Source organism: Levilactobacillus wangkuiensis, from assembly GCF_016861605.1.
GTDB classification, from domain to species: domain Bacteria; phylum Bacillota; class Bacilli; order Lactobacillales; family Lactobacillaceae; genus Levilactobacillus; species Levilactobacillus wangkuiensis.
The window spans coordinates 1-14,017 of sequence record NZ_BOLM01000002.1; the positions used below are offsets into that span (position 1 = coordinate 1).

The 14,017-nt window shown below is 50.6% G+C and carries 10 protein-coding genes; 2 read left to right on the forward strand and 8 right to left on the reverse strand.

Features of this window, described 5'->3' with window-relative positions:
• Positions 1-607: 607 nt before the first annotated feature.
• The 8 genes from JUF13_RS01225 to ykzS all read right to left on the reverse strand — a co-directional run bounded on the left by JUF13_RS01225 (position 608) and on the right by ykzS (position 9,130).
• Positions 608-2,665 (reverse strand): LTA synthase family protein, encoded by a 2,058-nt coding sequence (locus JUF13_RS01225; protein WP_203637387.1) that lies wholly within the window; start codon positions 2,663-2,665, stop codon positions 608-610.
• A gap of 228 nt (positions 2,666-2,893) precedes the next feature.
• Positions 2,894-3,130, reverse strand: coding sequence for a YkuJ family protein (locus tag JUF13_RS01230; protein WP_125574787.1), 237 nt, complete (start codon positions 3,128-3,130; stop codon positions 2,894-2,896).
• Between the two features lie 92 nt (positions 3,131-3,222).
• Positions 3,223-4,242 (reverse strand): lysylphosphatidylglycerol synthase transmembrane domain-containing protein, encoded by a 1,020-nt coding sequence (locus tag JUF13_RS01235; RefSeq protein ID WP_203637388.1) that lies wholly within the window; start codon positions 4,240-4,242, stop codon positions 3,223-3,225.
• A gap of 4 nt (positions 4,243-4,246) precedes the next feature.
• A complete protein-coding gene (locus JUF13_RS01240) occupies positions 4,247-5,269 on the reverse strand; it encodes a glycosyltransferase family 4 protein (protein WP_203637389.1) in 1,023 nt (340 codons plus the stop codon).
• Between the two features lie 12 nt (positions 5,270-5,281).
• Positions 5,282-6,460, reverse strand: coding sequence for a glycosyltransferase family 4 protein (locus JUF13_RS01245; protein WP_125765066.1), 1,179 nt, complete (start codon positions 6,458-6,460; stop codon positions 5,282-5,284).
• Between the two features lie 302 nt (positions 6,461-6,762).
• Positions 6,763-8,496: a phosphoenolpyruvate--protein phosphotransferase gene (gene ptsP / locus JUF13_RS01250; RefSeq protein WP_203637390.1), complete on the reverse strand. Its 1,734-nt coding sequence runs from the start codon at positions 8,494-8,496 to the stop codon at positions 6,763-6,765.
• On the reverse strand, positions 8,496-8,762 hold the full coding sequence (locus JUF13_RS01255) for a phosphocarrier protein HPr (protein WP_125583687.1): 267 nt from the start codon (positions 8,760-8,762) through the stop codon (positions 8,496-8,498). Before JUF13_RS01255 ends, ptsP begins: the two co-directional genes overlap by 1 nt.
• Positions 8,763-8,929: 167 nt before the next feature.
• Positions 8,930-9,130, reverse strand: coding sequence for a protein YkzS (gene ykzS / locus JUF13_RS01260; RefSeq protein WP_125765068.1), 201 nt, complete (start codon positions 9,128-9,130; stop codon positions 8,930-8,932).
• Between the two features lie 1,035 nt (positions 9,131-10,165).
• Between ykzS and JUF13_RS01265 the strand changes: the two genes are divergently transcribed.
• Positions 10,166-12,400 carry an ATP-dependent Clp protease ATP-binding subunit gene (locus tag JUF13_RS01265; RefSeq protein ID WP_125765069.1) on the forward strand — a complete coding sequence of 745 codons (2,235 nt, stop codon included), beginning with the start codon at positions 10,166-10,168 and terminating at the stop codon, positions 12,398-12,400.
• 164 nt (positions 12,401-12,564) lie between these two features.
• Positions 12,565-13,665 (forward strand): MucBP domain-containing protein, encoded by a 1,101-nt coding sequence (locus tag JUF13_RS01270; RefSeq protein WP_203637391.1) that lies wholly within the window; start codon positions 12,565-12,567, stop codon positions 13,663-13,665.
• Positions 13,666-14,017: the final 352 nt, after the last annotated feature.

The following is a 14,017-nucleotide window of genomic DNA, read 5'->3' on the forward strand; positions in this document are numbered from 1 at the left end:
CTCATCGATTGTTGTTACTTTATTTGTTATAAAAGCGAATTGACTTCGCAAATATTGTTTGGGTTTGATACCAAGTATCAAACCGCCCTACACATATTTGGTTTGTCGAAACAATGTTCAGTTTTCAAAGGTCTACCAAGTTATCATAAGAAGCAAGTGCTCCGTGACAACTTTTAAAGTATATCATGCTGTCAAAATCATGTCAACAAGTTTTTAAACATCTTTTTGAATAAATATTGATGTTTGCTGCAACTAATTGAATAAATATTCTCAACAACGATTACTACTATATCAAGAATTGCCAAGACCGTCAAGCCTTTTTTTCAATTACTTGAATCTCGTTTCATCCTTGCCGATGCAACGCTTGTTTGCGTTTCTGACAACAAAAAATAGTTTACCAATATCCACGCCATTGGTCAAGGGCAAAATGAATATTTACTGAAATTATTTTCAGCGCCGGCCACACACCCTCACCACTTCTCCTAAAACTCTCGGCCACACCTCACCGATATCACCTGAATCGGTCTACCCACGCACGACACCTCTTACACAGAAAAAGAGTCCCAACACACTCACTAGGAGTAGTCGGAACTCTTCTATATGAAGCTTATTTCAATTCTGGTGCGTCTGTCTTGTACGTGGTCGTCTTACCCTTGTTCTTGGCCAAGGCACTCGTCTTCTCCTGTTTTTCCGCCTCAGCAAGTTTGGCCATTGCTGGTTTGTACTTATAGGTAAAGTCGGTCTTGTTGACCTTGGTAAAGTTCTTTGGCGTGTAGAAACGCAAGAGGTCTCCGTAGATGACCCGGTCGGATAAGGAAAGCTCCGTCGTCACGTGGTTCTGCATCTGATCGACGACCTTCTTCTGCGCTGCCGTCAACGTGAGGACTTTCCCCGTCTTCGTATCATAGACGGTTCCCCCTATCTTGGCATACTTCGGCGAAATGAAGTTCCCATTTCTAAAGGCGACGGTCTGATTGCGATTCTTCGCTAACAGGTCCTGCCCAAACTGGATCGTATCGGTATTCTTCACCCCAAGCAGATCCAATAAGGTTGGCAAGACATCAATTTCCCCCCCATACGTGTGGTTGATGCCCCCCTTGAGTCCCGTCGCGTGAATCATGAATGGGACCTTCTGGAATTGGGCTAAGTCAAAGTTCGTGACCTTACTCTTCCCCAGTAATTGGGCAATCGCTGGCCGGTGATTGTTGGAAATTCCATAGTGATCCCCATAGGCAACGATGACACTATTCTTATACAGACCGACCTTCTTCAGGTACGTCAGGAACTCAGCAAATGACTGGTCCAAATAGTGTGCCGTCTGAACGTATGGGTCTACGGTCTTATCCCCTGTTTTGGTTGCGGGGAAATCCGTGTTCTTCTTATCTAACTCGTATGGGTAGTGGTTAGTCAGCGTGATCAGCTTGGCATAGAACGGTTGTGGTAACTGTTCGATGTACTTCGCGGACTGTTCAAAGAAGATCTTATCCTTTAACCCATAGCCGACGGAGTACCCAGGCTTCTCCGTATAGTAGCTAGAACTGAAGAAATACTGGTACCCCCAGGACTTGTACGTGTTGTCCCGGTTCCAGAAACTTGGCACATCCCCATGGAATGCTGCCGTACTGTACCCCGCCTCTTGACTCAGGATAGCCGGTGCCGCCTGGAACGTGTTTTGCGTCCCATAGGTGGTCATTGCCGACCCCTGTGGTAACCCAAACAGTGAGTTTTCCAGCATCATTTCAGCATCAGAGGTCTTCCCCTGGGCCACTTGATTATAGAAGTTGTCGAATGACAGGGTGTTCTGGTTATGGTAGAACTTATTCAGTGTGGGGGTAACTTCCTTCCCATCGACCTTATAGTCGAGCAGGAACTGTTGGAAACTCTCCAAGTGAATCACAAACACGTTCTTGCCCTTTTCCTTGCCGTAATACGACACGTTGGGACTCACGCGGTTTTGCTTCAGGTATTTCAGCACACTCTTCATGTCACTGGCATTGGCACTCGCCCGGGTGGCACTTTCCTTCTGCGTCTGGTACCCATTAAAGGCCGCATATTCATTCAGCCCCAGGTACTTGACGATGTAGTTGTTGTCAAACGTCCGCGTCAGCAGGCCAGAACGGTCCGCGTTGGCCATGCCAAATTCGGCAAACATCAGCCCAAATGACAGTACGGTGATTGATAACGCATACCGTCGTTTGAATGGCCGCGGGTCGATCCGAATGACGTGGGTCACCAGCAACACGATTAAAACGATAATATCGATATACACAAAGAAATCATATAGATGGGTAATTTGTGCCATACTCTTCCCCAAGTTGTTCCCAACATCGCTCGACCCCTTCATGATCCCGAAGGAGAGGAAGTCTGAGAATTCTCGGTAATACAGCACGTTCGCAAATATCCAGGTCGATTCCAGGACATTAATAATCACCATTAGCCAATAGGCTAACCGTCCCCGGAAATACAGGGCAATGCCGAAAATCAGTAGTGCCGCTGGAACGGGGTTAATGAACAGCAGAAACTGTTGGACACTCCCCTTTGCCCCCAGCGTGAACTCGGTTTGATAGGCAATGTAAGTCTTTACCCAAAATAGAACGATGGTCAACAGGAAAAAGCCCATGCGGGTGTTTATCCAGTTCATCTTTCGTTTAAAAAAATTCGCCATGAGACAGCCTCCACAAAATAGTTAACATCACTACAGTATAACGAATACTAGCGGGGTTTCAATCTGATTAAGGAACCTTTGAAAAAATTCAAGTTTTGCTCACGTTTCCGTCACAACTTAACGCGATTGGCGCACCGTTCTGGGACCAACCAGTCGGTCGCCGGCCGTGTAACCGCCACCATATTTTTATTTAAAAAAAACAAAACTATGATCACCATAGTTTTGTTATTAATTATCCGTCAATAAATCAAATAATTCGATAGCTACTAAATCAATGTTATCAAATTCAAAAGTCGTTTCCGGATTGTGTTCGGTTAACGTGTACGTGTGGGTCAATTGGTTAAATACGACCGTTGCCTGTTCCACGCCTTCTTTTTCAAAACGACGGGGTTGTGGCTCGTCGGTAGCATCTTCCTGCATCGCTTTTAAACGATTGATGATGCCAATCAGTTGAGATTCTTCCATGGTTGGTCCCCTTTCTAGCTTTCACTATGATTTTACCAAACTTAAGCCACTATGGCACGCCCTAATCGCGAAAAACTCAGAGTTTTCACAAATCAGTTCTCTTCGCGCACCTTATCCGGGCGAATCACCATCGCCACCAGACCGGCTAACATCCCCAAGTAGTAGGTCAGGAGCCGCCATAGAATCATGGCCAGCACCAATTTACTATTCGATGAAATGTAACTACGGAAAATCATTTCAAAGCTGTATTCGGCGCCCCCAGAGCCCCCTGGAATCGGGAACAGGGAAATCACCATGACAATGAGGATGTGGAGACTCGTGACCATGACGATGTTTGCCGTCGTGTAGCCCAGCGCCAGCATGATGAAATACGGGATTAAATAGTAGAACATCAGCTGGAAGAAGGTAATCACAAAGACGCGTAGCATGAGCTTCCACTGCCCACTGATGCGGACACTTTCGGCGTAAAAGGAATCAATCTTCCCGTTCACGTTGGTCGACATCCGCTCGAAACGTTCGGCTTTCATGAACCACCCCATGGGTTTCATAATCACGCCGACCGCCTTCTTGGTGAACGCGTGCCAGAACATGATCATCAGGAGCCCCACGATGACGGCCAGGTGAATGGAAAAGCCAAACACGACCAGCCAGACCAAAGCGTGGAGTTTGTCCTGAATGTCGTGAAACCCGATGACCAGGGCAAATAAAAAGTTGATGACAATCATGGACTGGTAGACCACGAACTTCATCAGGAGGACCGAGCTGGCCTTCCCCGCATCGACCCCCGTTTGCATTAGGGCAATCAGTTGGGCCGGTTGACCACCGGATGAGAATGGCGTGATGCCGTTAAACAGCTGTTCCACCATGGGGATTCGGAGGGCATCCTTAAAGGTAAAGCCTTCGATACGATCGGAGATGAACACCTTGACGATCCACGCTTCCAGCCCCAGGTAGATCACCATACATAAGATGGCGACGCCGAACCACCAGAAGTTAATATTAACAAAATCATTGATTAAAACTGAAAATTTAATGTCACGGAGAGAAAACGCAAAAATAGCAATCCCCAGGAGTAACATCAACGCTAAGACCCATTTATTTCGTCGTGACATTCAGTTACCCCTCTTTTGCTTGCTGCGTATAGAACTCCCGCCAAATCTGCGCCAGATGTTCCTCGGAGTAGCGGTCAGCTGCCGCCAGGCTCCGTTGATGCCAATGTGCCAGCGCTGCTGGGTCCTGAGGTAACTTGTGTAATTGTTCGTTCATCGCGTCGTAATCGGCCGCTGGCTGATAGTCGCCCGCGATAATGGCCTGGTACAGGTCGAGATCCCGTAATAAGACTGGGGTCCCAGTACTAAAGGCCTCCAGTACAGACATGGGAAATAGTTCATTAAAGGATGGCAATAAAAAGAGGTCCGCCAAGTTATAGTAGTCGACCAATTTATCCCGGTCAACGATCCCTGGAAAACTCAGGTTAGCCGGTGGATCATCCACGACCTTCTTGAGCGCCGCGTAGCCATCGGTCATCCGCCCGAAGGAGAAGCCCCCAGCCCAGATAAACTGCAGATCCGGATTGTTCCGGGCTAATTTAATAAAGTCAAATAGCCCCTTGCGCTCCTGAATCTGCCCAATGCCCAAGATCGTAAAACGCTGTTCATCGTAGTGGTACTTCTGGCGCAAGGCCCGTTTCTTCTCGGCATCGACCGGGTAGAATTCCTTGCGACTCACGAAGTTGGGAATGTACGTCACCTTTTCGGCCGGAATCCCCGCTGCCACTAGCTTAGGAATGAACGTCGGGTTCACCACCACGATGTGATCCATCCGCTTGTAGAAGGCAATCACGTATTTATAAAAAATGGACCGGAATGGTTGGGGAATCTTCAAACTCCCCTCCAGAGTTTCCGGCAAAAAATGAACGTAGCCGATTTTCCGGCCACGATGCGGCATAAACGTTGATAAGTAATAGGAAAAATTAATCGTGTGGTAATGGGTCAGGTCGACCCGCCGATAACTGTTTACGGACACGTCAAACTCCTGGTCCAACCGCGTCGCCAACAGATTCATGAGTTCGTTGTAAGCACTCCCCACACCCTGACCCTTCACGGAATCAGCCGCAGAAAACATGTTGATTTTTAACATCCAATAACTCCTCTAATCGCTAAAGTCCGGGGTATCCTCGTGAGATTGCTCGTAGCTTGCCTGGGCATCCTGATAGAATTCCAGGATGTGTTGCCCAAAAGTATCCGCAGAAATTTCCGCTAACTTCCGTGCCAGCAAGTCTGGGTCCTGCTCGTCATCCCCATGAAGCAGGTAATCAACCACGTTCTCAACTAATTCGTCTTCGGTGGTAAATGTCACCCCGAGTGTCCGACTCGACAATAGTTCATCGGTATACGGACTCGTCATGACGACAATCTTAGTGCCCGCCGCCAGCGCCTCAATGTACGTCAGCCCCTGGGATTCAGAATCCGAGGAGGACAGGAAGACGTTCGCCATATGGTAGTAACGGAACACTTCATCGTTATTGATTTCACCAGTAAAGGTCACGTGATCGTCCAGCCCGGCATCCTTGGCCTGCGCCTCGAGGTCCGCTTTGGCTGGCCCATCACCCACAATCAGCAACTGTGCATTCGGCACCTGCGCTAAAATGCGGGGCAGCGCCGCAATACTGGCTTTGATATTCTTTTCATACGCCAACCGACTCAGCGAGAGAATCACTGGGGTGTCGGGATCATACCCCAACTGCCGCCGTAAATTAGCGGTATCCGGCTGTTCATACTGGTGCAGGTTGACCCCGGTCGGGATGACCCGAATCGGTGTCTTAACCCCATAATCTGTTAAGGTGGTCAACACCCGGTCGCTGGGCGCTACCACGCCAGTTAAGTGATAACAAAAGGCCAGCGTCCCCTGCTTGACGTGCACGGGCTTCAGAATCTTCCCGTTCGCCACGTAGTGTAAATAATCCTCGTACATCGTATGGTAGGTGTGTAGACACGGAATCTCGAGGTTCCGCGCCACAAACTTTCCGATCCAGCCCATGGAAAATTCCGTCTGGGTGTGGACCACGTCTAAATTTAACTCCTTGGCAATTTGGTAGGCCTGAAATAGCCCCCGCACTGCGATTCGGCGGTCAGTGAAGGAGACGAACGGAATGCTTGAGAAACGAAAGACATTGCGTTCATACACGTTCTTCTCAACGTGCGGGTCGGTCGTCGTGAAGATGTAGACCTGGTTACCCTGTTTTTCCAACTGATCCCGCAACGTCTTGATGGACGTCGCGACCCCACTCACTTGAGGGAAATAGGTATCCGTAAATATGCCGATGTTCATTGCCAATCCCCCTTGCGTCTTGTGTTTTGTCTTAAATAGCTCCCGGGTCCCGTTTGCCAACACCCATCCCTTAATACGAGCGGTCCAGACCGGCACCCAGTAGCCTTCATATTGTACAATCATCACAATTATATGGGTTTGCCTAAGTGATTGCAAACAACAACGGAGGTTGCTGAAAAATTAATGGTCATTCACCGTGACAACACGGGGTCACTACTGAATTTCTTTCCCCACGGTCACACCAAAAAAGCACCCGCCAGCCGATTATTGTCGGTCGCGGGTGCGCACGTTTCACGTTAAATTTAAGACTGTGTCAACACATTGGGAACCGCGGCCTGCACCATGGTAATGACTTCTTGACTGGTGCCAGCCGAATTCACGGCACTTTCCGCGAGTCCTTGAAGGTCCTTGGCGTTGAGCTGACTGATCAACTGCCGCGTCTTTAAAATCGACCCGGCACCCATAGAAAACTCATCGAGGCCCATCCCCAATAACAGCGGAACCGCAATCGGATCACCCGCCATTTCGCCACACATGGCCACGGGAATCCCCGCTGTGTGTCCGGCCGTAATGATGCGTTGCACCAACCGCAGAATCGCGGGATGGTACGGCTGATACAGGTAGGAAACATCCTGGTTGGTTCGGTCGGCCGCCATCGTGTAGCCAATCAAATCGTTGGTCCCAATGCTCATGAAGTCCACTTCCTGCGCGAAGCGGTCCGCCAACATGGCAGCTGCTGGCACCTCGACCATCATCCCCACTTTGATTTTTCCCAGGGGTACCCGGGCCGTGGTGAGCTTCGACCGCTCCTCATCGTAAATGGCCTTGGCCTGCCGAAACTCGTCCAGCGTCGCAATCATCGGAAACATAATCCGCAAGTTACCGTAGGCCGAGGCCCGCAGCAACGCCCGCAGCTGACTCCGAAAGATATTTTGGTGGGCCAGACTCTGGCGAATCGCCCGGGCCCCCATGAATGGATTGGCTTCCTGCTTCTGATGCAGGTAAGGCAATGGCTTGTCCCCACCAATGTCCAGGGTCCGAATGACCACGGGCCGTGGTGCTAATTTTTCCAACACCTGCCGGTACGTGGCAAACTGTTCGTTCTCCGTGGGCAGCTGCTCCGAATCCATATACAAAAATTCGGTGCGCATCAAGCCCACGGCCTCCGCGCCATTTTGCAAGACGTTCGGGATGTCACTGGCGGTCCCCATGTTGGCGGCCAACGTTACCCCCACCCCATCGCGACTCGTCGTGGTGTGATTACGCAGCGTGGCTAACCGTTTCATATTAGTGATGCGATCCAGCATGGCCTGCTTGGCTGTATCCAATTCTGCTTGGTCGGGATCGGTCACGACGCTCCCGGTTGACCCGTTGACGATGACTGAATCGCCATCCATCAACGTTTGGGTCCCCGTCTGCGTTCCCACCACCGCGGGGATGTTCAGGGAGCGCGCCAGAATCGACGAGTGAGACGTCCGGCCACCCAGATCCGTGACGAAGCCCAAGATGTACTTGGACGCCGCCGAGACCGTATCACTGGGATTCAAATCGTGGGTCACTACTACGACCGGCTCCTTCAGCAACGCCAAATTAGGCAAGTTCACCCCAAGTAAATGGGCGGTCACCCGCTTGACCACGTCGTGAACGTCAGACGTTCGTTCCTTGGTCAGCGCATTATCCGTCGCCAGAAAGCTCTGGGCAAAGTCGTTCATCACAGTTGCGAACGCGACTTCCGCGTTGACGTGTTCCGTTTTGATTTTGGTTTCAGTCGCCGCAATCACATCTGGGTCTTGGAGCATCGCCCTATGCGCACTAAAAACCTGGGCGCCATCAGCGCCCAGGCTTTTAGTTGCACGCGTTTCAATCGTCTCGACTTCTGAGACGGCTGCTTCAAGGGCCTGATGGAATCGATTTAATTCGTAATCAAGATTAGTGATTGTCCGCTTTTTAACGGTGAGGGTTGGCTCAACGAACCGGTAGACCCGGCCGCAAGCCACCCCATCACTGGCGGCAATTCCCTTGAGCATCGCTCTCATTAGTCAGATAAACCCTCTTTTTTCAACGTTTCAGCCACTGCGTTCATGGCATCGGCTTCGTCGTCACCGTCAGTCGTGATGGTGATGCTGGCGTTTTGGCCAACACCTAAGGACATAACGCCCATGATAGACTTCAAGTTAACGGACTTGTCTTGGTACTGCAAGCTAACTTCAGAGTTGAACTTGCTAGCAGCCTGAACTAATAAAGTTGCGGGACGTGCGTGGATACCAGTTTCTGCAGTGACACGAAATTCGCGTTTTTCCATAATTGATCGATCTCCTTTAAGCTTAGGTTGATTTCTTACCAAACACGACTCACCCTGACCTTGCGCATTGGCCAAACAACCATTTTGTGAGTCACGCCTACCTACTAAGAATATCAATCTAGCAGGCAAATTACAAGCATTCATGAACCGCTTACATCAAATAATCACTATTCGTCGTCTTTTTTGCCACCATCATCGTAACGGTAGATTAATTTGCCACCCTTGTGGGCCTGGCCAATCACTCGCTTCCGGGTTTCAAAGGCCATGAAGGCTTTTTGAAAGGCGGGAAATTCTTCGGGGGTGACTTCGAATTCGTCTAGTTCCTGATCTTTTAGTTGGTTCATTAGCGCGGTAAAATCTTTTGCCAAAAGTTTTTTCCTCCTTAAACAGTTCGCTTAACGTTTCAGCGTGCTGACCGTTCCCGGCGGCGGGTTCAAGTTGCCCTGCTGTGGGGCCGGTTCCAGACTGAGGGGCGGTCTTCCACCTCGCTTTGAAGCCACGAAAACCCCGTGTCTTCAAAGTCGTCCCATGCTCTAAACTGAGAAGTTCACTCAGTTAAGACCATCGACACAGCTGGTCAACTTGACCCGCCTCTGGTCACTCACGTTGAAACGTTACCGCAATCATGGCTAACCTCTTACAATCACCACGATAGGTTTGCTTCAACTATTGTGACAGATACTTCGAATATTTCAATACCTTTCTACTCGCCTTTAAATTATCGCGCATCTCTAATTTAGAAGCAAACAACCTGTCGCCTCCCTTATAATGGGTCGACAACCACTATAGTAAAAATGCTGACAAATTTTAACAACTAATCGGAAACACATGACACTCTTCCTACTAATTCGATTCATACCCGCGTACACGTAAAAATTGTAACCACCGCCGACTGGCTTGAGCTTACCGCCGGGAATGTAGCCGTCGACCGTATAATTTGGTGCGTCTGTGTCAGTGACCAGAGGCGAATCAAGGTGCCCTGCTGTGTCGATGGTCTTGGCTGAGGTCCTTTCTCAGCCTAGCCCATGGGGCAACCTTTGAGACCGCCCTATGGCTCAAAGTTGAGGTGGAAGCCCGCTCTTCGGCTGGAACCGACCCCACAGCCGGGCACCTTGAATTCGCCGCCGGGAACGAAAGCCCAGCGCGCACCAAATTTCACCACGGTTTGGGAAAAGTAGGAGAAATCAGGAGTCGATTTTAGCATTCTACTACCGAGAGTGCTAGAATAAAATTGTTCGCTGGAAATGCCACGATTACCGCCGATTTTGTCGTGAAACAAATTACTTGCACGGCAGGTCGAACGCGGTATAATGTGGTCAATGGTCAAGAAAGGTCAAAACTTTTCTCACACAGACCTGCGTGGGTTTCCCACGAGAATTCCAGGCAAGAAAGGAGACGACAAGATGCTATGTCAAAATTGCCACCGCAATGAAGCAACGATTCACCTTTACATGAGTGTAAATGGGCAGCGGCAACAAGTTGACCTATGCCAAAATTGTTATCAACTGCTGAAGCAGCAACAAAACGATTCTGGAAATGGAGGTGGCCGTATGGCACAAGATCCATTCGGCTTTGGTAACCTGGATGATATTTTCCGGGCAATGCAAGGCGGCAACAACGACCAAGCTGACTACCGGCAATCCGGTGCGCAGCAACCTGGTCAACCAACCCAACCTGCTGGTAACCAAGGAAACGGCAATGGCCTACTCAGTCAGTATGGCTTGAACCTGACCAAACTAGCTAAGGACGGCAAGGTTGACCCCGTTATTGGGCGTGACAAAGAGACGGCTCAAGTCATCGAAATTCTCAATCGCCGGACCAAGAACAACCCCGTTTTAATCGGGGAAGCCGGTGTTGGGAAGACGGCCGTCATTGAAGGCCTTGCGGAACGGATTGTTGAAGGCAACGTTCCCCAAAAATTAGCCAACAAACAAATTATTCGATTGGACGTGGTTTCCCTGGTTCAAGGAACCGGGATCCGGGGCCAATTTGAACAACGGATGCAACAATTGATGAAGGAAGTTCAGAGTAATCCGGACATCATCCTCTTTATTGACGAAATCCATGAAATCATGGGTGCCGGCAATGCCGAGGGTGGCATGGACGCTGGTAACGTGTTGAAGCCAGCGCTTGCTCGGGGTGACTTCCAACTCATCGGGGCCACGACTTTAAATGAATACAGAGATATTGAAAAGGACCAAGCCCTCGCACGGCGGTTCCAACCCGTTACGGTTGATGAACCGAGTGCCGATGAAGCCGTCAAAATTTTACAAGGCATCCAAAAGAAGTACGAAGATTACCACCACGTTCACTACACGGACGACGCCATTGAGGCCGCTGTTCGCCTGTCTGACCGTTACATCCAAGACCGGTTCTTACCGGACAAGGCCATTGACCTGTTGGATGAAGCCGGTTCACGGAAGAACTTAACGATCAACGTGGCTGATCCCAAGGCTATTGATGAAAAGATCAAGAGTTCCGAGGATCAGAAGCAGGCTGCTTTGAAGCAGGAAGACTACGAAAAGGCCGCCTACTACCGTGATCAAGTCACGAAGTTAGAGAAGTCCAAGGAAAATGCCAAGACCGCTGATCAAAACCAGTCGGCCACGGTTACCGTCAAGGACATGCAGGACATCGTCGAAGAGAAGACGTCCATCCCCGTGGGTGAGTTAGCAGCCAAGGAACAACATCAACTGCAAAGCCTCTCCCCTGATTTGGAAAAGCACGTCATTGGCCAAAACGAAGCCGTCGACAAGGTTGCGCGGGCTATCCGCCGGAACCGTATCGGGTTGAACGGCACGGGCCGGCCAATCGGGTCCTTCCTCTTCGTTGGTCCGACTGGTGTTGGGAAGACGGAATTAGCTAAACAATTAGCCAACGAACTCTTCGGCTCTCAGGAGGCCATGATTCGGTTTGACATGTCTGAGTACATGGAACCGCATTCCATTTCGAAATTGATCGGGTCCCCACCTGGCTATGTCGGCTATGAAGAAGCCGGTCAGCTGACGGAACAAGTTCGTCGGCACCCGTACACCTTGATCTTACTGGACGAAATTGAGAAGGCCCACCCCGACGTCATGAACATGTTTTTACAAATTCTTGACGACGGCCGGTTGACCGATTCTCAAGGTCGGACCGTTTCCTTCAAGGATACGTTGATTATCATGACCAGTAACGCCGGGACCGGCGATGCTGAAGCCAACGTTGGTTTCGGTGCCGCTGCCGAGGGCACGACCCACTCCGTTCTGGGCAATTTGACCAACTACTTCAAGCCAGAATTCTTGAACCGTTTCGACGACATCATTGAATTCAACTCTCTCAGCAAGGAAAACTTGATGCACATTGTTGACTTAATGATTGGTGACGTCAACCAGATGCTTGCCGGCCAAGGCCTCCACATCCACGTTACGGAACCCGTTGAAGAACAACTCGTGGCGAAGGGCTACAACCCAGCAATGGGCGCTCGGCCATTACGGCGAGTCATTCAAGAAGAAATCGAAGACCGGATTGCGGACTTCTACCTTGATCACGCGGACGTTAAGAACCTCGTGGCCAAGATTGAAGATGGCAAGATTGTCTTAGCCGCTGACACGGATACTGCTAAACCAGCAGCCGAACCAACGACGGATAAAAAGTAAAGTTCATTTTTAACGGCGATTCGCAACTTGCGGGTCGCCGTTTTTGGTTGCCTAATCAATCTCTGGAAGCGTTTTGCAAAAGGACCTGCAACGCACCACCAGAATGCGGTATACTGTAAGCTATAGACTAATATTTTAATGGAAACTTCAGGAGGTGAAAGGACATGGCTTTTTTTGACTGGTTACGACGGGTGATCGAACCGAATCAGGTACCCAAGCGGCGGCCGCGGCACGCACAGACGCGACGGCGCCCTGAGTCCGCACCGGTTCCGCAAGAAACACCCGAACCCCGTGCCACATCCCTGCCCTTAGCCCCAACACCCGTCTCACCGACACCGCAGGCCGCACCCCAACCGGTTGCGAAGGCTGCTCAGGTAGCGGCCACCCTGGTCGTCCGATTAGTGGATGATCAAAATCAACCGCTCCAACCTGCCTTAGTTCTTACCGGCTTCCTCAACCAGCCGGTCAACTTCCGCTTTCCTAAAATTGCGGGATACGCTCTCCGTGATGTACACGGGTTCACCCAGGATTACATTTCAGCATACGGACTGACCACCCTGGTCTACGTCCGACACTGGGGACAGCCCATCATTAGCTACCTGGTCGATTACGATACCGGCCGGTTGCTGGAGCTTCCCGGGATTCTCCGCGGACGCCTGGGAACGGCCTTCTCGTTGACCCCTCCAGCCGTTGAAAACTACCGCATCTTTCAGGCTCAGGGTCAACAACGTGGCACGTTTAACCAGCACCCCGGCCAGGTCGTTTACTACTACCGGCGGGATTCTTGGCAAATGGTTCAGCGGGTCCATCAATTTGTCTTTCTGCAGGCCGACCATCAGGTTTTTGATGGCCCCAACGGTCAGGCTTACGGGTACCAGTTCCCCACGGATTCGCTGTGGCGGCTATTCATGATCATCACCCTGACCAACGGCGACGTTTGGTACAACCTCGGCGGTGAACAGTGGCTCTCGGCCAAGGAAACCGTACGGCGGGAGCACCAGTTCATCGACCTCGGCTTGCCCGAACCCGACCGGTGGCATCCCGAACCGTTTGAACGGATTGGCACTGTCGACTATGTACCGGGCAAGGCCGTGTCCATTTACCACGAACCCTACGGCGAAACGGCCGGTCAGCTCGACCATGGTGAGGCCCTGGATATCCGCGGCCGGGTCGTGGATGATCAGCAGCTGGTCTGGTACCAGATTGGGCCGGATGCTTACATTAACGCGCGCTACGTCCGCCTCGCCCTCGTCGCCTACGCTTAGAACTGGGTTGTGATTAATGTTCGTTCCCGGCGGTGGGCTCAAGACGGCCTGCTGTGGGGTCGGCTCCAGCCTGTGAAGCGGGCTTCCACCTCGACTTTGAGCCTGAGGAGCGGTCTCAAAGATCGTCCCATGGACTAAGCTGAGTGAGAAACCTCAGCTAAGACCATCGACACAGCTGGCCATCTTGGCCCACCTCTGGTCACTGACATTGATCACACCAAGTTCTATTGTGCTGGTTCCTGTGGTTGATATATGGCCACCACAATTACTAATCGTTGAATTATATAAAACCAAATAAAAAACGGTCGCCTCTTCATTTTTTTCACGAAGAGGTGACCGTTATTTTTGTGTC

Coding starts and splice junctions, on each gene's coding strand:
- JUF13_RS01270 (WP_203637391.1), top strand. CDS start 12,565: ATGGCTTTTTTTGACTGGTTACGACGGGTGATCGAACCGAATCAGGTA.
- JUF13_RS01240 (WP_203637389.1), bottom strand. CDS start 5,269: ATGTTAAAAATCAACATGTTTTCTGCGGCTGATTCCGTGAAGGGTCAG.
- JUF13_RS01245 (WP_125765066.1), bottom strand. CDS start 6,460: ATGAACATCGGCATATTTACGGATACCTATTTCCCTCAAGTGAGTGGG.
- JUF13_RS01230 (WP_125574787.1), bottom strand. CDS start 3,130: ATGGAAGAATCTCAACTGATTGGCATCATCAATCGTTTAAAAGCGATG.
- JUF13_RS01235 (WP_203637388.1), bottom strand. CDS start 4,242: ATGTCACGACGAAATAAATGGGTCTTAGCGTTGATGTTACTCCTGGGG.
- JUF13_RS01265 (WP_125765069.1), top strand. CDS start 10,166: ATGCTATGTCAAAATTGCCACCGCAATGAAGCAACGATTCACCTTTAC.
- ptsP (WP_203637390.1), bottom strand. CDS start 8,496: ATGAGAGCGATGCTCAAGGGAATTGCCGCCAGTGATGGGGTGGCTTGC.
- JUF13_RS01255 (WP_125583687.1), bottom strand. CDS start 8,762: ATGGAAAAACGCGAATTTCGTGTCACTGCAGAAACTGGTATCCACGCA.
- JUF13_RS01225 (WP_203637387.1), bottom strand. CDS start 2,665: ATGGCGAATTTTTTTAAACGAAAGATGAACTGGATAAACACCCGCATG.